Annotated in this window: 18 protein-coding genes; 14 read left to right on the top strand and 4 right to left on the bottom strand. The window is 54.2% G+C overall.

The window, feature by feature from the left end; translation table 11 throughout:
* Positions 1–3: 3 nt before the first annotated feature.
* Together thrC and WFK85_RS12355 are read left to right on the top strand one after the other, a co-directional pair.
* Positions 4–1,290: a threonine synthase gene (thrC, locus tag WFK85_RS12360; protein WP_336707741.1), complete on the top strand. Its 1,287-nt coding sequence runs from the start codon at positions 4–6 to the stop codon at positions 1,288–1,290.
* A gap of 212 nt (positions 1,291–1,502) precedes the next feature.
* Positions 1,503–1,763, top strand: a complete 261-nt coding sequence (locus tag WFK85_RS12355; protein ID WP_008461673.1) for a DUF2502 domain-containing protein — start codon at positions 1,503–1,505, stop codon at positions 1,761–1,763.
* A gap of 46 nt (positions 1,764–1,809) precedes the next feature.
* On the opposite strand, the gene yaaA is transcribed toward WFK85_RS12355, so the two are convergent.
* Both yaaA and WFK85_RS12345 read right to left on the bottom strand, forming a co-directional pair.
* Positions 1,810–2,583, bottom strand: a complete 774-nt coding sequence (gene yaaA, locus WFK85_RS12350) for a peroxide stress protein YaaA (protein ID WP_166993489.1) — start codon at positions 2,581–2,583, stop codon at positions 1,810–1,812.
* A gap of 72 nt (positions 2,584–2,655) precedes the next feature.
* Positions 2,656–4,095, bottom strand: a complete 1,440-nt coding sequence (locus tag WFK85_RS12345; RefSeq protein ID WP_336707743.1) for an alanine/glycine:cation symporter family protein — start codon at positions 4,093–4,095, stop codon at positions 2,656–2,658.
* A gap of 217 nt (positions 4,096–4,312) precedes the next feature.
* On the opposite strand from WFK85_RS12345, the gene tal reads away from it, so the two are divergent.
* The 3 genes from tal to WFK85_RS12330 all read left to right on the top strand — a co-directional run bounded on the left by tal (position 4,313) and on the right by WFK85_RS12330 (position 7,399).
* Positions 4,313–5,266 carry a transaldolase gene (tal, locus tag WFK85_RS12340; RefSeq protein ID WP_336707745.1) on the top strand — a complete coding sequence of 318 codons (954 nt, stop codon included), beginning with the start codon at positions 4,313–4,315 and terminating at the stop codon, positions 5,264–5,266.
* 109 nt (positions 5,267–5,375) lie between these two features.
* Positions 5,376–5,963, top strand: a complete 588-nt coding sequence (gene mog / locus WFK85_RS12335; protein ID WP_008461683.1) for a molybdopterin adenylyltransferase — start codon at positions 5,376–5,378, stop codon at positions 5,961–5,963.
* A gap of 125 nt (positions 5,964–6,088) precedes the next feature.
* Positions 6,089–7,399: an MFS transporter gene (locus WFK85_RS12330; protein ID WP_336707747.1), complete on the top strand. Its 1,311-nt coding sequence runs from the start codon at positions 6,089–6,091 to the stop codon at positions 7,397–7,399.
* A gap of 51 nt (positions 7,400–7,450) precedes the next feature.
* On the opposite strand, the gene satP is transcribed toward WFK85_RS12330, so the two are convergent.
* The gene (satP, locus tag WFK85_RS12325; protein WP_166993495.1) at positions 7,451–8,017 is read right to left on the bottom strand and encodes an acetate uptake transporter; all 567 of its coding nucleotides are present in this window, start codon (positions 8,015–8,017) and stop codon (positions 7,451–7,453) included.
* Positions 8,018–8,314: 297 nt separating this feature from the next.
* Here satP and dnaK point away from each other — a divergent pair, with 297 nt between their 5' ends.
* The 4 genes from dnaK (at position 8,315) to nhaR (ending at position 13,785) form a co-directional block, all read left to right on the top strand.
* A complete protein-coding gene (gene dnaK / locus WFK85_RS12320) occupies positions 8,315–10,237 on the top strand; it encodes a molecular chaperone DnaK (protein WP_336707748.1) in 1,923 nt (640 codons plus the stop codon).
* Positions 10,238–10,321: 84 nt separating this feature from the next.
* Positions 10,322–11,455: a molecular chaperone DnaJ gene (gene dnaJ, locus WFK85_RS12315; RefSeq protein WP_008461691.1), complete on the top strand. Its 1,134-nt coding sequence runs from the start codon at positions 10,322–10,324 to the stop codon at positions 11,453–11,455.
* Positions 11,456–11,652: 197 nt separating this feature from the next.
* Positions 11,653–12,825, top strand: coding sequence for a Na+/H+ antiporter NhaA (gene nhaA / locus WFK85_RS12310; RefSeq protein ID WP_336707750.1), 1,173 nt, complete (start codon positions 11,653–11,655; stop codon positions 12,823–12,825).
* 66 nt (positions 12,826–12,891) lie between these two features.
* Positions 12,892–13,785 (top strand): transcriptional activator NhaR, encoded by an 894-nt coding sequence (gene nhaR, locus WFK85_RS12305; RefSeq protein WP_008461693.1) that lies wholly within the window; start codon positions 12,892–12,894, stop codon positions 13,783–13,785.
* 64 nt (positions 13,786–13,849) lie between these two features.
* Here nhaR and rpsT read toward each other — a convergent pair whose 3' ends face one another.
* Positions 13,850–14,113, bottom strand: coding sequence for a 30S ribosomal protein S20 (rpsT, locus tag WFK85_RS12300; protein ID WP_008461694.1), 264 nt, complete (start codon positions 14,111–14,113; stop codon positions 13,850–13,852).
* A 326-nt stretch (positions 14,114–14,439) separates the two neighbouring features.
* Between rpsT and ribF the strand changes: the two genes are divergently transcribed.
* The 5 genes from ribF to ispH are packed head-to-tail and all read left to right on the top strand — an operon-like array spanning position 14,440 to position 20,129.
* Complete coding sequence (ribF, locus tag WFK85_RS12295) at positions 14,440–15,372, top strand: bifunctional riboflavin kinase/FAD synthetase (protein ID WP_336707754.1); 933 nt, start codon at positions 14,440–14,442, stop codon at positions 15,370–15,372.
* 32 nt (positions 15,373–15,404) lie between these two features.
* Entirely contained in the window at positions 15,405–18,221 is a 2,817-nt protein-coding gene (gene ileS / locus WFK85_RS12290; RefSeq protein WP_336707756.1) for an isoleucine--tRNA ligase, read from the top strand.
* A complete protein-coding gene (lspA, locus tag WFK85_RS12285) occupies positions 18,218–18,724 on the top strand; it encodes a signal peptidase II (RefSeq protein ID WP_039290186.1) in 507 nt (168 codons plus the stop codon). The genes ileS and lspA overlap by 4 nt, the downstream gene beginning before the upstream one ends.
* Positions 18,725–18,727: 3 nt before the next feature.
* On the top strand, positions 18,728–19,198 hold the full coding sequence (gene fkpB, locus WFK85_RS12280) for an FKBP-type peptidyl-prolyl cis-trans isomerase (RefSeq protein WP_039300323.1): 471 nt from the start codon (positions 18,728–18,730) through the stop codon (positions 19,196–19,198).
* Positions 19,179–20,129: a 4-hydroxy-3-methylbut-2-enyl diphosphate reductase gene (gene ispH / locus WFK85_RS12275; protein ID WP_008461701.1), complete on the top strand. Its 951-nt coding sequence runs from the start codon at positions 19,179–19,181 to the stop codon at positions 20,127–20,129. The genes fkpB and ispH overlap by 20 nt, the downstream gene beginning before the upstream one ends.
* Positions 20,130–20,166: the final 37 nt, after the last annotated feature.

Below are 20,166 nucleotides of genomic sequence, written 5' to 3'. Positions count from 1 at the left end.
GACATGAAACTGTACAACCTTAAAGATCACAACGAGCAGGTCTCCTTTGCACAGGCGGTTACTCAGGGCCTGGGCAAACAGCAGGGGCTGTTTTTCCCGCATGACCTGCCTGAGTTTGAACTGACTGAAATCGACGCCATGCTGGAGATGGATTTTGTCAGCCGTAGCAGCAAAATTTTGTCCGCATTTATCGGGGATGAGATCCCGCAGGAGATTCTGGAAGAGCGCGTGCGTGCGGCCTTCGCGTTTCCTGCACCGGTGAATATGGTTGAGCCGGACGTGGGCTGCCTGGAACTGTTCCACGGCCCGACGCTGGCGTTTAAAGACTTTGGCGGGCGCTTTATGGCGCAGATGCTGACCCACATCAGCGGCGACAAGCCTGTAACCATTCTGACCGCAACATCCGGCGATACCGGTGCGGCGGTGGCCCATGCGTTCTACGGCCTTAAGAATGTGCGCGTCGTTATTCTTTATCCGCGTGGGAAAATCAGCCCGCTGCAGGAAAAACTGTTCTGTACCCTCGGTGGAAATATCGAAACCGTGGCGATTGACGGCGATTTTGATGCCTGCCAGGCGCTGGTGAAACAGGCATTTGATGATGAAGAATTGAAGGTGGCGCTGGGGTTAAACTCGGCAAACTCCATCAACATTAGCCGCCTGCTGGCGCAGATCTGCTATTACTTCGAAGCGGTAGCCCAGCTGCCGCAGGAAGCCCGTAATCAGCTTGTGGTCTCCGTGCCGAGCGGTAACTTTGGCGATCTGACGGCTGGCCTGTTGGCAAAATCCCTCGGCCTGCCGATTAAGCGCTTTATTGCGGCGACTAATGCCAACGACACCGTTCCGCGTTTCCTGGCTGAAGGCCAGTGGGCGCCTAAAGCGACCGTGGCCACGCTGTCCAACGCCATGGATGTTAGCCAGCCGAACAACTGGCCGCGTGTGGAAGAGCTTTTCCGTCGCAAAATTTGGCGTCTGACCGACCTTGGGTATGCTGCCGTGACCGACGCAACCACCAAAGACACGATGCGCGAGCTGAAGGCGATTGGCTACGTTTCTGAACCACACGCGGCGATTGCTTACCGTGCTCTGCGCGACCAGCTGCAGCCAGGTGAGTTTGGGCTGTTCCTGGGGACCGCGCATCCGGCGAAGTTTAAAGAGAGCGTAGAAGAGATTCTGGGCGAAGCGCTGCCGCTGCCGGAGGAGCTGGCCTCCCGCGCCGATCTGCCGCTGCTGTCCCACAACCTCCCAGCTGATTTTGCCGAACTGCGTAACTTTATGATGGTTAAAGCGTAATTCTGAAGCCCCATTTTGCTTGTCAGACTGGGGCGTTTCTCCCTGTAAATCAGGGAGAAAATAAGCAGGCATTTAGCAGGAAAAAAGGAGAAATTCCCATAAAATGCGGATGCTTAGAGATTAGGATTGCGGAGAATAACGCGGGTGTGATTTCCGACATAAGCTCATCTTAACGGGCCCACTGGGCCGGCTTAAGAAGTAAGGAGCAAATTATGTTGAAATCCATTTTTCTGGCGTTGTCCCTGCTGGTGGTGACGCCGCTGGCGGTACAGGCGGGAGAAATCACGCTGGTGCCTGCCGTGACGCTGCACTTCGGCGATCAGGATAACCACGGGCGCTACTGGGACGGCCATTACTGGCGAGACCACGACTGGTGGGTAAGACACTATGAGTGGCGTGAACATCGTTGGCAGCGCCACGCAAGGTTTGATGGCCCGCCACGGGAACATCATGATAATCGCTGGGACAGGTAACCGGCGCGAGTTCAAAGTAAAACGCCAGCTTAACGCTGGCGTTTTTTTATTGCTCGTGGCGCTTAAACACCAGTTCGTTTTTCTGGGACGCTTCTTCATCAAAGAAATAGCCGTCGGTATTAAACGCTTTGAGTTGTTCTGGCTTCGTCAGGCGATTCTCAATGATGTAGCGGCTCATCAGCCCGCGCGCTTTTTTCGCGTAGAAGCTGATGACTTTAAACTTGCCGTTCTTCTCATCGAGGAAGACGGGCTTGACGATCTCCGCGTTCAGCTTCTTCGGCTTCACCGCTTTAAAGTATTCATCAGACGCCAGATTGACGACGATATTGTCGCCCTGGGTGGCCAGCACCTGATTGAGCTTCTCGGTGATCGTATCGCCCCAGAAGTGATACAGATCTTTGCCTTTTGGGTTTTCCAGGTGAATGCCCATTTCCAGCCGGTAAGGCTGCATTAAATCCAGCGGGCGCAGCACGCCGTACAGCCCGGAAAGCATACGCAGATGCTGTTGGGCGAAATCAAAGTCGGCTTCACTAAACTCTTCGGCCTGCAGGCCGGTATACACATCGCCTTTAAAGGCGAGAATAGCCGGGCGCGCGTTTTGTGGCGTAAATGCCGGATGCCACTCGTGGAAACGGGTTTCGTTAAGAGAAGCCAGCTTATCGCTGATGCTCATCAGGGAGGCAATTTGCGGTGCGCTAAGCTTGCGGGCAACGCTGATTAACTGCTGTGAATATTCCAACAGTTCCGGCTGTGTATAGCGGTCCGTCGGCAGCTCGCTTTGGTAATCCAGCGTTTTGGCAGGTGAGATAAGAATTAGCATGTCCACTCCTTGCATAGTTAGGCCGTTACTTTAGCAAATTTCCTGCCTGTCGCGGCCTATGGCTGCAATCAGCTAAGGTTTTTTTTCCACGTCTCTGTCCCAAACGCCGGGGGCAAGCTGGGTCTTAATCTCCGGGAAACGGTTGGGGTTAAAAATAGGCGATATGCCCAGCTTTTGCTGGCGCAGATAATCTGCCGCTATTGTTTTCACCACCGGAGAAAGCAGCAGGATCGCCGTGATATTGGTTAACGCCATAATAGCCATCGCCACGTCTGCCAACTGCCAGACCAGTGGCAGCGCAGCCTGCGTACCGAACATCACCATAGTGAGCACCATAAAGCGCAGTAAAAATTTCAGTGCGCGGCTGTCCTGGTTCAGGAACAGCAAATTGTTCTCTGCGTAGGTGTAATTCGCCATGATAGACGTGAAGGCGAACAGGAAAACGATAACCACGATAAAACCGCTGCCCCAACTGCCTACGGCTGAGCTGAGCGCTTGCTGAACCAGAATAATGCCGCTGCGTGACGTTTCTGTGCCATCCATCATGCCGGACATCAGCACAATGGCGGCAGTCGCGGTGCAAATGATCACCGTATCAATTAATACCCCAAACATTTGCACCACGCCCTGAGTGGCCGGGTGTGGGGGCCATGCGGCCGCCGCTGCGGCTGCGTTAGGCGTGGAGCCCATGCCAGCTTCGTTAGAAAACATCCCGCGCTGGAAGCCATTGGTGATGGCCTGGCTGACGGTATAACCCAGCGCGCCCGAAGCGGCTTCGTGCCAGCCGAAGGCGTGGCTGAAAATCAGCCGGATGACTTCGGGGAAACGTTCAATGTGCAGCCCCACAACATACAGGCTCATGCATACCCAGAGTAATGCCATTAGCGGCACCAGCCACTGGGAGAGGCGAGCAATGGTCCGCATTCCTCGCCAGATGACCAGCGCGGTAACCGTAACCAGGAATAGGCCTACCCAGATTTTTGGCACGTCAAACGCGTAGTGAGTGGCAATCGCGATGGAGTTGGCCTGTACGGCGTTGAACACCATGCCGAAGGCAACGATCAAAAAGACGGAAAACAGCACCCCCATCCAGCGCATGCCAAGCCCACGCTCCATATACCAGGCCGGGCCGCCGCGGTAGTTTCCTTCTTTATCGCGAGTTTTATAGAGTTGGGCGAGGGAGCACTCTGCGAAGGCAGTGGCCATGCTGAGCACGGCGGCAACCCACATCCAGAACACCGAACCGGGGCCTCCTGCTGAGATGGCCAGCGCAATGCCCGCAAGGTTACCGCTGCCGACGCGCGCGGCAAGGCTGGTGCAAAGTGCCTGGAATGAGGATATTCCGGAAGGATCCGGCGAGTCGCTGTTGCGCAGGAAAAGGCGCAGCCGGGTAAAGTAACGGAACTGGACGAAGCCGCTGCGGAAGGTGAACCAGATGCCCGCGCCAATAAGCAGCCAAAGTAGGACCGAACCCCAAAGTACCTCATTGATAAAAAATAAAAAATCTGTCATTAACGTCCCTCTTGTTAATGCGTGATGGCGGCGAGGTTGACGGGCCCGGGCCATGCAATCCATTACGTTACAGATAAAATGGCGGTCGAGTTTAGCATATTCTCGTCCACTGGACGGACAGCACTTGTCGCGGTTGCACCTGATGGGCGGCGTGATATCATCAAGCCAGACCGGTTACATCTCCCTAACAAGCTACACCTGAAGAGAAATACTCATTATGACGGATAAATTGACTTCTTTGCGTCAACTGACCACCGTGGTTGCTGACACCGGAGATATCGCGGCGATGAAGCTGTACCAGCCGCAAGATGCTACTACCAACCCTTCTCTGATCCTTAACGCTGCGCAGATCCCTGAGTACCGTAAACTGATCGACGAAGCGATTACCTGGGCTCGTAGCCAGAGCAACGATCGCGCTCAGCAGGTGGTTGACGCTTCCGACAAGCTGGCGGTAAACATCGGCCTGGAAATTCTGAAGCTGATCCCTGGCCGTATCTCGACCGAAGTGGATGCTCGCCTTTCCTATGACACCGAAGCCAGCATCGCGAAAGCCAAACACCTGATCAAGCTCTACAACGACGCGGGCATCAGCAACGATCGCATCCTGATTAAACTGGCTTCTACCTGGCAGGGCATCCGCGCTGCAGAGCAGCTGGAAAAAGAAGGCATCAACTGTAACCTGACCCTGCTGTTCTCCTTCGCTCAGGCTCGTGCCTGTGCTGAAGCTGGCGTGTTCCTGATTTCTCCGTTCGTTGGCCGTATCCTTGACTGGTACAAAGCTAACACCGACAAGAAAGAGTACGCGCCGCAGGAAGATCCAGGTGTGGTTTCCGTGACCGAAATCTACCAGTACTACAAGCAGCACGGTTACGAAACCGTGGTGATGGGTGCAAGCTTCCGTAACGTCGGTGAAATCGTCGAGCTGGCTGGCTGTGACCGCCTGACCATCGCACCTGCCCTGCTGAAAGAGCTGGCAGAAAGCGAAGGCACAATCGAGCGTAAGCTGAGCTACACCGGGGAAGTGAAAGCGCGTCCTGAGCGTATCACCGAGTCCCAGTTCCTGTGGCAGCACAACCAGGATCCAATGGCCGTAGACAAACTGGCGGACGGTATCCGTAAGTTTGCTATCGACCAGGAAAAATTGGAAAAAATGATCGGCGACCTGCTGTAATCATTCTCGTGGCCGGCTTCCGTCGGCCACGCTTTTCACCGCTTTCCCTGTCTGCAACGCCTTTCCCCGTGTATCATTCCTCTCAGACTTGCTGATTTCCGGGATTGATATGAATACCTTACGCATTGGACTCGTGTCCATTTCAGACCGCGCTTCTAGCGGCGTTTATCAGGATAAAGGCATCCCTGCGCTGCAAGAGTGGCTTGAGCAGACGTTGACGACGCCGTTTAAAATAGAAACCCGTCTGATCCCTGACGAGCAATCCCTCATTGAACAAGCACTTTGCGAGCTGGTGGATGAGATGGCCTGCCATTTGGTGCTGACCACCGGCGGAACCGGGCCGGCGCGTCGTGACGTAACGCCGGACGCTACGCTCGCCGTCGCCGATCGGTTAATGCCCGGCTTTGGCGAACAGATGCGTCAGATCAGCCTGCATTTTGTCCCGACAGCGATCCTCTCGCGTCAGGTGGGCGTCATTCGCAAACAGGCCTTGATCCTCAACCTTCCGGGGCAGCCAAAATCTATTCAGGAAACGCTGGAAGGCGTGAAAGATGAAACCGGCAAGGTTGTGGTGCCGGGAATTTTTGCGAGTGTACCGTATTGTATACAGCTGCTGGATGGGCCTTATGTTGAAACGCATGACCATGTGGTAGCAGCTTTCCGCCCTAAAAGCGCTCGGCGCGAGACAAAACCCTGAATAATTAGCTTTTGTGACATAAGATCGAATTGGTATGGAGTGTGAACATTTTATCGTTATAGTAACTCTGGCTTTACAGCTAAACGGAAAAAATAATTAACACTCCTCTTTACAAGCGGTCCCCTATGTCAAAACAGCACGCCAGACCTCTTAACCGGCAGGATTACAAAACCCTGACGCTTGCAGCCCTCGGTGGCGCCCTCGAATTCTACGACTTCATTATCTTCGTCTTCTTTGCGGCGGTGCTGGGAGAGCTCTTCTTCCCAGCCGATATCCCGGAGTGGCTGCGCCAGGTGCAGACATTCGCTATTTTCGCGGCCGGTTATCTTGTGCGCCCGCTGGGCGGGGTTGTGATGGCGCACTTTGGCGATCTGGTCGGCCGCAAAAAGATGTTTACCCTCAGTATTCTGCTGATGGCGGTACCGACACTGGCCATAGGTTTGTTGCCAACGTACGCTTCATTAGGCATTGCGGCTCCGCTGTTGCTGCTGCTGATGCGTATTTTGCAGGGGGCGGCCATCGGCGGCGAAGTGCCGGGCGCCTGGGTGTTTGTCTCTGAGCATGTGCCGGATAAGCGGATTGGTATTGCCTGCGGCATTTTGACGATGGGGCTGACCGTCGGGATTCTGTTGGGCTCCGTGGTGGCAACCATTATTAATACTTCCATGACCCAGCAGGCGATTCATGACGGCGGCTGGCGCATTCCTTTCTTCCTTGGCGGGATTTTTGGTCTGGTGGCGATGTACCTTCGCCGCTGGCTGCGTGAAACGCCGATCTTCCTCGAAATGCAGCAGCGTAAAGCGCTGGCCGAGGAGATGCCGCTTAAGTCAGTCGTGGTTGGGCATAAAAAAGCGGTGGTGGTTTCTATGCTGCTGACCTGGCTGCTCTCCGCCTGCATCGTGGTGGTGATATTGATGTCGCCGATCTGGCTGCAAAAACAGCATGGGATCGCGCCTGCCTTAACGTTGCAGGCAAACAGTATCGCCACGATTATGCTGTGCGTGGGCTGCCTGCTGGCAGGGCTGTCGGCTGACCGCTATGGCTCAGGGAAAACCTTTGCCGTCGGCAGCATCTTGCTCGCCATCTGTAGCTGGATGTTTTATCACCTGAGTGGGACGCATCCAGAACATCTCTTCTTGCTGTATGGCCTGGTCGGGCTGAGCGTGGGCGTGGTTGGCGCGGTGCCATTTGTTATGGTGCGAGCCTTCCCGGCGCAGGTACGATTCACCGGCATTTCTTTTTCTTACAATCTTTCCTATGCCATTTTTGGCGGCCTGACGCCGATTGCGGTCACCATGTTAATGGGCGTTTCGCCGATGGCTCCGGCCTGGTACGTGCTGGCGCTTGCCATTGTGGGTTTGGTGATGGGGATTTGGCTAAGAAAGGATATTCATCATCAGGACAAGATAGAGGAAAGGGCGCTGACGCCTTCCTGAATAAAAAAACGCGGAGCAGGGCTCCGCGTTTTGTTTTCCGCTAAAGGAAGATTAGTGCTTTTCGCCGATCGGCAGCACGGTGCGGCCAAACTGCTCGTTCAGCACTTCACCCATCGCCAGGTAGATAGCGCTGGCGCCACACACCAGGCCAATCCAGCCCGCGATTTTCACCATACCTTCGTTATCTGCCAGGTGGCCAATCGCCAGCAGGGCAAACAGCACGGTCAGGCTGGCAAACACGAACTGCAGCATACGTGGGGACTTCAGGGTGCCGAAGAACATGAACAGGGTGAAGACACCCCACAGACCCAGGTACGCGCCAAGGAAGTGGCCGTTGGCCGCATCGCTGAGGCCCATTTTAGGCATCAGCAGAATCGCCACCAGCGTCAGCCAGAAAGAGCCGTAGGAGGTGAAGGCGGTTAAACCGAAAGTGTTCCCTTTTTTAAACTCCAGCAGGCCCGCGAAGATTTGCGCGATACCGCCGTAGAAAATCCCCATCGCGAGGATAGTAACGTCAAAACCAAAAATACCTGCGTTATGCAGGTTGAGCAAAATGGTGGTCATGCCGAAGCCCATTAAGCCCAGGGGAGCTGGATTAGCCAACTTAGTGTTGCCCATAGTTCCTCTGAAAAATTCATCTGAAATGTAGTGTTAATTAAGGCCCCGCAGCCGGGAGTCCGGTTGCGGGCGCGGCATAATAATCAGGCAGCACGTCGGCGTCTATGATCTGAGCGGGGGGAAAGCAGAAAATTTTTTTTCACCTGCCCCTTGATGGCAAGCGTTGCGACCCCATCTTGTATGCAACCGCAGTTGGCGGACCTGAAAAAAAACGCTTCGGGCAGTTGAAACAGACGCTTTTGCCCGCATAACAGGTTCACAACCACATGATGACGAATTTTTAGTGGAGACGTTTAGATGGGTAAAATTATTGGTATCGACCTGGGGACTACTAACTCTTGTGTCGCGATTATGGATGGTACAACTGCTCGTGTGCTGGAGAACGCCGAGGGCGACCGCACCACGCCTTCTATCATTGCTTACACGCAGGACGGCGAAATCCTGGTAGGTCAGCCGGCTAAACGTCAGGCAGTGACTAACCCGCAAAACACTCTGTTTGCGATTAAACGCCTGATTGGCCGTCGCTTCCAGGACGAAGAAGTGCAGCGTGATGAAGCCATCATGCCTTACAAAATCATCGGCGCTGACAACGGCGACGCATGGATTGACGTAAAAGGTCAGAAAATGGCACCGCCGCAGATCTCTGCTGAAGTGCTGAAGAAAATGAAGAAAACCGCTGAAGATTACCTGGGTGAGCCGGTAACCGAAGCTGTTATCACCGTACCTGCATACTTTAACGATGCTCAGCGTCAGGCAACCAAAGACGCTGGCCGTATCGCAGGTCTGGAAGTGAAACGTATCATCAACGAACCAACCGCTGCCGCTCTGGCTTACGGCCTGGATAAAGAAGTCGGCAACCGTACTATCGCGGTTTACGACCTCGGTGGTGGTACTTTCGATATCTCTATTATCGAAATCGACGAAGTTGACGGCGAGAAAACCTTCGAAGTTCTGGCAACCAATGGTGATACCCATCTGGGTGGTGAAGACTTCGACAGCCGCATGATCAACTACCTCGTTGACGAGTTTAAGAAAGATCAGGGCATTGACCTGCGTAACGATCCGCTGGCAATGCAGCGCCTGAAAGAAGCGGCAGAAAAAGCCAAAATCGAGCTTTCTTCTGCACAGCAGACCGACGTAAACCTGCCGTACATCACTGCAGACGCGACCGGTCCAAAGCATATGAACATCAAAGTGACTCGTGCGAAACTGGAATCCCTGGTCGAAGACCTGGTCAACCGTTCTATCGAGCCGCTGAAAGTTGCCCTGCAGGATGCTGGCCTGTCCGTTTCCGATATCCAGGACGTTATCCTGGTCGGCGGTCAGACTCGTATGCCAATGGTGCAGAAAAAAGTTGCTGAGTTCTTCGGTAAAGAGCCGCGTAAAGACGTTAACCCGGACGAAGCTGTTGCTATCGGTGCAGCGGTTCAGGGCGGCGTGCTGACCGGTGATGTAAAAGACGTGCTGTTGCTGGACGTTACCCCACTGTCTCTGGGTATCGAAACTATGGGTGGCGTGATGACTGCGCTCATCAGCAAAAACACCACCATCCCAACCAAGCACAGCCAGGTGTTCTCTACTGCGGAAGACAACCAGTCTGCGGTAACCATCCACGTGATTCAGGGTGAGCGTAAACGCGCATCCGATAACAAATCACTGGGTCAGTTCAACCTGGATGGTATCAGCCCGGCACCGCGCGGTATGCCACAGATCGAAGTCACCTTCGACATCGATGCTGACGGTATTCTGCACGTCTCCGCGAAAGACAAAAACAGCGGCAAAGAGCAGAAGATCACCATCAAAGCATCTTCTGGCCTGAACGAAGACGAAATCCAGAAAATGGTTCGTGATGCAGAAGCTAACGCCGAAGCTGACCGTAAGTTCGAAGAGCTGGTTCAGACCCGTAACCAGGGTGACCATCTGCTGCACAGCACCCGTAAGCAGGTTGAAGAAGCAGGCGACAAACTGCCGGCTAACGACAAAACTGCTATCGAGTCTGCGCTGACCGCGCTGGAAGCGTCCCTGAAGGGCGAAGACAAAGCGGACATCGAAGCTAAAATCCAGGCTCTGGCTGAAGTTTCCCAGAAGCTGATGGAACTGGCTCAGCAGCAGCACGCTGAGCAGCAGGCTGGCAATGCCGCAGATGCAGGCCACGCCAACGCCGGCAAAGACGACGATGTTGTTGATGCCGAGTTCGAAGAAGTTAAAGATAAAAAATAATCGCCCTGATGCAGGGTAATTAACCGGCACGGGCGCGGAGTTTACTCCACGCCCGTGCTCGTATGTTAAGGGCAGAAAAAAGAGATGGCGAAGAGAGACTATTACGAGGTTTTAGGCGTTCCGAAGTCAGCGGAAGAGCGTGAAATCAAAAAGGCTTACAAGCGCCTGGCGATGAAGTTCCATCCGGACCGTAACCAGGGCGATAAAGAGGCCGAGGCGAAGTTCAAAGAGATCAAAGAAGCCTACGAAATCCTGACCGATGACCAAAAACGTGCGGCCTACGATCAGTACGGTCACGCTGCGTTTGAACAAGGTGGTATGGGCGGCGGCGGCGGCTTTGGTGGCGGCGGTGCCGACTTCAGCGATATCTTTGGCGACGTATTCGGCGACATTTTTGGTGGCGGACGCCGCCAGCGTGCGTCCCGCGGTGCAGACCTGCGCTACAACATGGACTTAACGCTTGAGGAAGCGGTTCGTGGCGTCACCAAAGAGATCCGTATCCCGACGCTCGAAGAGTGCGAAGTTTGCCACGGCAGCGGCGCGAAGAAAGGATCTTCCCCGCAGACCTGTCCAACCTGTCACGGCCAGGGCCAGGTGCAGATGCGCCAGGGCTTCTTTACCGTACAGCAAAGCTGCCCGCACTGTCAGGGCCGCGGCACTATCATTAAAGATCCGTGCAACAGCTGCCACGGTCACGGCCGCGTAGAGAAAACCAAAACGCTGTCGGTGAAAATCCCGGCAGGCGTGGATACCGGAGACCGTATTCGTCTGTCTGGCGAAGGCGAAGCGGGCGAACACGGCGCGCCATCAGGCGATCTGTACGTTCAGGTTCAGGTGAAACAGCACCCAATCTTCGAACGCGAAGGCAATAACCTCTACTGCGAAGTGCCGATCAACTTTGCGATGGCTGCGCTGGGTGGAGAAATTGAAGTTCCAACCCTGGACGGTCGAGTTAACCTGAAGGTTCCGGGTGAGACGCAAACCGGCAAGCTGTTCAGAATGCGCGGTAAAGGCGTGAAGTCCGTACGCGGCGGTGCGCAGGGCGATCTGCTGTGCCGTGTCGTTGTAGAGACGCCAGTTAGTCTGAACGAAAAACAGAAAAAGCTGCTGCGTGATTTAGAAGAGAGCTTCGGCGGCCCTACCGGGGCGAATAACAGCCCGCGTTCGAAGAGCTTCTTCGACGGGGTGAAGAAATTCTTTGATGATTTAACTCGGTAATTTCTTCCTGTTGGTATGCTTCAAAAAACCTGAACTGCTTCATTCGGTTCAGGTTTTTTTATGCTTTTTGATATGGGGCGGTTTTTCCGATCTTTTTTTGCCATATAAGCTGTTTTTAACGATGTGTCATTGTCGCTATTCTGGCTACCCTATTAGTGTTCAGGATGAATACGCTACTTAGAGAGTTGGGTGAAATAATGACTAAAAATCTGCAACGTTTCTTTCAGAATGATGCCGCTGGCGGTATTTTTTTGATTGTTGCTGCGGCACTGGCAATGCTACTGGCAAATATGGGATCGACCAGCGCTGGCTATGAGGCTTTTCTTGCCACACCTGTTGAATTGAGAATTGGGCCGCTGGATATCAGTAAAAATCTGCTGCTGTGGGTGAATGATGCCTTGATGGCGATTTTCTTCCTGATGATTGGCCTTGAGGTAAAGAGGGAAATGGTTATCGGGTCACTGGCCGATCGCCGTCAGGCTTCATTCCCGGTCATTGCCGCCCTGGGTGGGATGGTGGTACCGGCTCTGCTTTATCTGGTTTTTAACTATGCTGATCCTGTAACCCGTGAAGGCTGGGCGATACCTGCGGCAACCGACATTGCCTTTGCTTTAGGGATCCTTGCGCTTCTAGGCAACCGTGTCCCGCTGGCGCTGAAGGTTTTCCTGATGGCGCTGGCAATTATTGATGATCTTGGCGCAATTGTGATTATCGCGCTGTTTTATACCAGCGATCTTTCGGTGATGTCGCTAGGTGTCGCTGCCGTGGCCATTGTGGCACTGGCATTGCTGAACCTGTTTAACGTGCGTCGTACCGGAGTCTACATTCTGGTGGGCGTAATATTGTGGACTGCGGTACTGAAATCAGGCGTGCATGCCACGCTTGCAGGCGTGATTATTGGCTTCTTCATTCCACTGAAAGAAGAAAAGGGACGCTCGCCAGCTCAGGACCTGGAGCATGTGCTGCATCCGTGGGTCGCCTTCCTGATCCTGCCGCTGTTTGCTTTTGCTAATGCAGGGGTTTCCCTCAGCGGAGTGACCATGCAGGGGCTAACGTCGCTTCTGCCGCTGGGTATTATGGCCGGGTTGTTCATCGGTAAGCCGCTGGGTATCAGCCTGTTTTGCTGGCTGGCGCTGAAGTTTAAGCTTGCCTCACTGCCAGAGGGAACAAGCTTCAGGGATATTATGGCGGTAGGCGTGCTGTGTGGCATAGGGTTTACGATGTCCATCTTCATCGCTTCACTGGCCTTTGGCGACGTTGACGCGGAGCTGATTACCTGGGCAAAACTGGGCATTTTGCTGGGGTCGTTACTCTCTGCTGTCGTCGGCTTCATGATGCTAAAAGTACGATTGCCTAAGGCGACTTCATGACGTTACTGGCTGCCGGGTCATCGCCAGATGACCCGATAATGGATTAATTCTCAGGGAGTGAAGGGTATGTCCCATATCAATTACAATCATCTTTATTATTTCTGGCACGTTTGCAAAGAAGGGTCGGTTGTCGGTGCGGCTGAGGCATTGTTCCTGACCCCACAAACGATCACCGGGCAAATCAAAGCGCTTGAAGAGCGCCTGCAGGGCAAACTATTCCGCCGTCAGGGCAGGGGACTTGTCCCTTCGGAGCTGGGGCAACTGGTGTTCCGCTACGCCGACAGAATGTTTACCCTGAGCCAGGAAATGCTGGATATCGTTAACTACCGTAAAGAAGCTAACATTTTATTTGATGTTGGCGTGGCGGATGCGTTATCCAAGCGTCTGGTTAGCGGCGTGCTGGATGCGGCCGTGGTCGAGGATGAGCAGATCCACCTGCGCTGTTTTGAATCAACCCATGAAATGCTGCTGGAGCAGCTTAGCCAGCATAAGCTGGATATGATCATCTCGGACTGCCCGATTGATTCTACTCAGCAGGAAGGGCTGTTCTCGGTGAAGCTCGGTGAATGCGGTATCAGTTTCTGGTGCCAGGGACCGAAGCCTGAACTGCCTTTCCCCGCCTGTCTGGAAACCAGACGTCTGCTTATTCCCGGGCGTCGCTCAATGCTGGGCCGCAAACTGCTTAACTGGATTAACATCCAGGGACTGAAGATTGAGATTCTGGGCGAGTTTGATGATGCCGCGCTGATGAAGGCGTTTGGCGCCGCACATAACGCTATCTTTGTGGCACCGACGCTGTATGCGCAGGATATCTATAGCGATGACGATATCGTCGAGATAGGCAGAATGGATAACGTGCTGGAGGAGTACCATGCCATTTTTGCCGAACGCATGATTCAGCATCCTGCGGTGCAGCGCATCTGCAGCAAGGATTACTCCGCGCTGTTTAAAGTTGACTGAATGACAGGCATAAAAAAACCGGCGTTAGCCGGTTTTTTTATCAAAGCTCACAGCAAAAAGGCGATTAAGCCAGTTTGTTGATTTGCGCAGTCAGGTTTGCTTTATGACGCGCAGCTTTGTTTTTGTGGATCAGACCTTTAGCAGCCTGACGGTCCACGATTGGTTGCATTTCGTTAAATGCTTTCTGTGCAGCAGCTTTATCGCCAGTTTCAATCGCTGCGTATACTTTCTTGATGAAAGTACGCATCATAGAGCGACGGCTTGCGTTGTGCTTACGAGCCTTTTCAGACTGTACGGCACGTTTCTTAGCTGATTTGATATTAGCCAAGGTCCAACTCCCAAATATGATCTATGTGGACAATTCAAAGGCCGAGGAATATGCCCCGTTAGCCTTCTTTTGTCAATGGATTTGTGCAAATAAGCGTCGTTAAATTTCCGACACCTCTTACGTGTGATGGCGCGGATTCTACCAGCATCAGGCTTCGGAATACAGTCTTTCGCATCAAAATTCGTCAAGACAAATGCGAAGTCTGCGCAAAGCCCTTCCCAGTACAATGAATTCATTCAAGCTTTACGTTAAAGGCGCTAATCGCCGGTTAACCTTAATCGCGGTAGTTGGTATAATCCGCCAATTTCCACTGTTTTGAGCCAGCCATGAAGCTGATACGCGGTATACATAATCTGCGCCGGGAGCACCACGGGTGTGTACTCACCATTGGTAATTTCGACGGCGTGCATCGTGGCCACCAGGCGCTATTAAAGGGTCTGTGCGAAGAGGGGCGTGCGCGCAACCTTCCGGTAATGGTCATGATTTTTGAGCCTCAACCGCTCGAATTGTTTGCACCGGAAAAAGCCCCTGCCCGGTTGACTCGCCTGCGAGAAAAGCTGCGCTACCTGGCCGAGTGTGGCGTGGACTTCGTGCTGTGCGTGCGCTTTGATCGCCGCTTCGCCGCGCTGAGCGCACAAAACTTTGTGAGCGACCTTCTGGTTGACCGGCTCGGGGTGCAATTCCTCGCGGTGGGGGATGATTTCCGCTTTGGCGCTGGTCGCCAGGGGGATTTCTTGTTATTACAGAAGGCTGGCCGCGAATACGGGTTTGATATCACCAGCACCCAAACGTTTTGTGACGATGGGGTGCGTATCAGCAGTACCGCGGTGCGCCAGGCGCTGGCCGATGATGACCTGCAGCAGGCAGAAAACCTGTTAGGGCATCCGTTTATGATCTCCGGCCGCGTTGTGCATGGGGATGAACTGGGCCGTACTATTGGCTTCCCGACGGCAAACCTGCCGCTGCGTCGCCACGTTTCCCCGGTAAAAGGGGTTTATGCGGTGGAAGTCTCAGGCCTTGGTGAAAAGCCGATTGCCGGCGTGGCAAACATCGGTACTCGCCCTACGGTGGCGGGAATACGCCAGCAGCTTGAAGTCCATTTACTGGACGTTGTAATGGACCTTTATGGTCGCCATATAGAAGTAGTGCTGCGTAAAAAGATACGTAATGAGCAGCGATTTGCTTCACTCGATGAGCTGAAGGCGCAAATCGCCAGAGATGTGGTGTCAGCCCGAGAATTTTTTGAGTCAAATGCCTGAAAGGCTAACCGAAATACGGAACCGAGAATCTAATGAGTGACTTTAAATCTACCCTAAATTTGCCTGAAACAGGGTTCCCGATGCGCGGCGACTTAGCCAAGCGCGAACCGGGTATGCTGGCGCGTTGGAATGATGACGATCTGTACGGCATCATCCGTAATGCGAAAAAAGGCAAAAAAACCTTTATTTTGCATGATGGCCCTCCTTATGCGAACGGTAGCATTCACATTGGTCACTCAGTTAACAAGATTCTGAAAGATATTATTATCAAATCTAAAGGGCTTTCCGGCTTCGACTCGCCGTACGTGCCGGGCTGGGACTGTCACGGTCTGCCAATCGAGCTTAAGGTTGAGCAGGAATTTGGCAAGCCGGGCGAGAAATTCACCGCAGCAGAATTCCGTGCAAAATGCCGCGAATACGCCGCTAATCAGGTTAACGGTCAGCGCGAAGACTTCATCCGTCTGGGCGTGCTGGGCGACTGGTCGCGTCCTTATCTGACCATGGACTTCAATACTGAAGCCAACATCATTCGTGCGCTGGGCAAAATCATCGGCAATGGCCACCTGCACAAAGGTGCTAAGCCGGTTCACTGGTGCGTGGACTGCCGTTCTGCGCTGGCGGAGGCCGAAGTTGAGTATTACGACAAAACATCCCCGTCCATTGACGTAACGTTCAATGCCGTGGATGCCGATGCGGTGAAAGCTAAGTTTGGTGCTTCTGCCGTTAATGGCCCGGTCTCTCTGCTTATCTGGACCACAACGCCGTGGACGCTGCCAGCTAACCGCGCTATCTCTCTGGGCGCCGAGTTCGATTACGTGCTGGTGCAGATTGAAGGCCAGGCGCTGATCGTGGCGAAAGACCTGCTGGAAAACGTGCTGAAGCGTGCTGGCGTAACTGATTACCAGGTTCTCGGTACCGTGAAAGGCGCTGAGCTTGAGCTGCTGCGCTTTAAGCACCCGTTCATGGGCTTTGACGTCCCGGCTATTCTGGGCGATCACGTTACCCTGGACGCGGGTACCGGTGCGGTTCACACCGCCGGTGGTCACGGCCCGGACGACTACACCATCAGCCAGAAATACGGCCTGGAAATCGCGAACCCGGTTGGCCCGGACGGGAGCTATCTGCCAGGGACCTATGAAGGTCTGGACGGTGTTCAGGTGTTCAAAGCGAACGACCTGATCGTTAACATCCTGCGTGACAAAGGCGCTCTGCTGCACGTTGAAAAACTGCTGCACAGCTACCCACACTGCTGGCGCCACAAAACGCCGATCATCTTCCGTGCAACGCCACAGTGGTTTATCAGCATGGATCAGAAAGGCCTGCGCGCGCAGTCCCTGAAAGAGATCAAAGGCGTGCAGTGGATCCCTGACTGGGGCCAGGCGCGTATCGAATCCATGGTGGCAAATCGCCCTGACTGGTGTATCTCGCGTCAGCGTACCTGGGGCGTGCCGATGTCACTGTTCGTGCACAAAGATACCGAAGAACTGCACCCACGTTCGCTCGAGCTGATGGAAGAAGTCGCTAAGCGCGTTGAGCAAGATGGCATCCAGGCGTGGTGGGATCTCGATCCGCGCGACATCATGGGGGATGACGCAGACAACTACGTTAAAGTGCCGGATACCCTGGACGTTTGGTTCGATTCAGGATCTACTCACTCTTCCGTTGTTGACGTGCGTCCAGAATTCCACGGCCACGCGGCGGATATGTACCTGGAAGGCTCGGATCAGCATCGCGGCTGGTTCATGTCCTCCCTGATGATTTCCACGGCGATGAAAGGCAAAGCGCCTTACCGTCAGGTACTGACCCACGGCTTTACCGTGGATGGTCAGGGCCGCAAGATGTCCAAATCTATCGGCAACACCGTTAGCCCACAGGACGTGATGAACAAACTCGGCGCGGACATTCTGCGTCTGTGGGTGGCATCTACCGATTACACTGGCGAAATGGCCGTTTCCGACGAGATCCTGAAACGCTCCGCTGACGCTTACCGCCGTATCCGTAACACCGCCCGCTTCCTGTTGGCCAACCTGAACGGCTTCAATCCGGAAACCGATATGGTGAAACCGGAAGAAATGGTGGTGCTGGATCGCTGGGCCGTTGGCTGTGCGCAAGAAGCTCAGGCGGATATCATCGCCTCTTACGAAAACTACGATTTCCACGAAGTTGTGCAGCGCCTGATGCGCTTCTGCTCCGTGGAGATGGGCTCGTTCTACCTCGACATCATCAAAGACCGCCAGTACACCGCGAAAGCGGACAGCGTGGCGCGTCGCAGCTGCCAGACCGCGCTGTACCACATTGCTGAAGCGCTGGTCCGCTGGATGGCGCCGATCATGTCCTTCACCGCCGATGAAATCTGGGGCTACCTGCCAGGTTCTCGCGAGAAGTATGTGTTCACCGGTGAATGGTACGAAGGTCTGTTTGGCCTGGCGGAAAGCGAAGCGATGAACGGTGAGTTCTGGGACACGCTGCTGACCGTTCGTGGTGAAGTGAACAAGGTTATCGAGCAGGCTCGTGCTGATAAGCGCATCGGTGGTTCTCTGGAAGCGGCAGTGACGCTGTACGCTGACGCAGAGCTGGCGGCCAGGCTGAACAGCCTGAGCGACGAATTACGATTTGTCCTGTTGACCTCCGGGGCTGCGGTTGCCGATTATGCGCAGGCGAGTGAAGACGCTCAGCAGAGCGAAATCCTCAAAGGGCTGAAAGTGGCTCTGCGTAAAGCCGACGGTGAGAAGTGCCCGCGCTGCTGGCATTACACCACCGATATCGGTCAGGTAGCGGAACACGCAGAAATCTGCGGCCGCTGTGTCAGCAACGTAGCCGGTGACGGCGAACAACGTAAGTTTGCTTGATGAAACCCATTTTCTCTACCGGATTGCGCTGGCTGTGGCTGGTGGTGGTAGTGCTGATTGTGGACCTGGGCAGTAAATATCTGATCCTCCAGCATTTCATGCTGGGGGATACGGTATCCCTGTTCCCGTCCCTGAATTTGCACTATGCGCGTAACTATGGCGCGGCGTTTAGCTTCCTGGCCGACAAAGGCGGCTGGCAGCGCTGGTTCTTCGCGGGTATCGCTATCGGTATCTGTGTGGCATTGGTGTGGATGATGTATCGCGCTAAAGCCAGCCAGAAACTGAATAACATCGCCTATGCGTTAATCATTGGCGGTGCGCTCGGGAATCTGTTCGATCGCCTGTGGCACGGTTTTGTCGTCGACATGATCGATTTCTACGTTGGCGACTGGCATTTTGCCACCTTCAATCTGGCCGATACCGCAATTTGTATCGGTGCGGCGCTGATTGTGCTGGAGGGATTCTTTGTTTCCTCCGACAAGCCCGCGAAGCAAAAAGGGTAATCCATGGCTGAGTCCGTACAAACCAACAGCGCGGTGCTGGTGCACTTTACGCTTAAGCTTGAGGATGGCTCCACCGCGGAGTCAACCCGCGCTAACGGTAAGCCTGCGCTATTTCGCCTTGGGGATGAAACATTGTCGCCGGGCCTGGAAGACCAACTGGTTGGCCTGAAAGCTGGCGACAAAAAAGCGTTCTCGCTGGCGCCAGAAGCAGCTTTTGGCATTCCAAGCCCGGATATGATCCAGTACTTCTCGCGCCGTGAGTTTGTCGAAGCGGGCGAACCGGAGCCGGGCGCTATCATGCTCTTTACCGCAATGGATGGCAGCGAAATGCCGGGCGTGGTGCGTGAAGTTAACGGTGATTCTATCACCGTAGACTTTAACCATCCGCTGGCCGGGCAGACTATCCATTTTGATATTGAAGTGCTGGAAGTTGATCCGGTCCTGGAGGCGTTGAATGCAGATCCTGTTGGCTAATCCCAGAGGCTTTTGCGCTGGGGTCGACCGCGCTATCAGCATTGTGGAAAATGCGCTGCAGATTTACGGCGCGCCTATCTACGTTCGTCATGAAGTGGTGCATAACCGCTATGTGGTGGACAGCCTGCGCGAGCGCGGAGCGATTTTTATCGAGCAAATTAGCGAAGTGCCGGACGGCGCTATCCTGATTTTCTCCGCGCACGGTGTTTCTCAGGCGGTGCGTAACGAAGCGAAGAGCCGTGAGCTGACAGTTTTCGATGCCACCTGTCCGTTAGTGACTAAAGTGCATATGGAAGTGGCTCGTGCCAGCCGCCGTGGTGAAGAGTCTATTCTGATTGGCCATGCTGGCCACCCGGAAGTGGAAGGTACCATGGGCCAGTACAGCAACCCGAAAGGGGGCATGTACCTGGTGGAGTCACCGGACGATGTCTGGACGCTTGAAGTCAAAGACGAAAGCAATCTGTCGTTTATGACCCAAACTACGCTTTCCGTCGACGATACCTCGGATGTGATTGACGCCCTGCGTCAGCGTTTCCCGAAAATTATCGGCCCGCGTAAAGACGACATTTGTTATGCCACGACCAACCGTCAGGAAGCGGTTCGGGCGCTGGCCACGGAAGCTGATGTTGTGCTGGTGGTAGGCTCCAAAAACTCCTCGAACTCCAACCGTCTTGCCGAACTGGCGCAGCGGATGGGGAAAGCCGCCTGGCTTATTGATGATGCTTCTGATATTCAGGAGTCCTGGCTAAAAGACGTGAATTGCGTCGGTGTTACCGCCGGGGCCTCTGCGCCTGATGTATTGGTGCAAAACGTCATTGCTCGCCTGCGCGAACTTGGCGGGAGCGAAGCTAAGGAGCTGACAGGGCGCGAAGAGAATATCGTCTTTGAAGTGCCGCGTGAACTGCGCGTGGACATCCGTGAAGTGGATTAACGTCGCAGGTTTCCGTTTATGAGAAGATGCCAGCTGG

Origin of the sequence: Cedecea sp. VD22, from assembly GCF_037150195.1 — a bacterium.
Classification (GTDB): domain Bacteria; phylum Pseudomonadota; class Gammaproteobacteria; order Enterobacterales; family Enterobacteriaceae; genus Cedecea.
The sequence above is the reverse complement of the archived record's forward strand: the minus strand, read 5'-3'. Positions and strand labels throughout refer to the sequence as shown.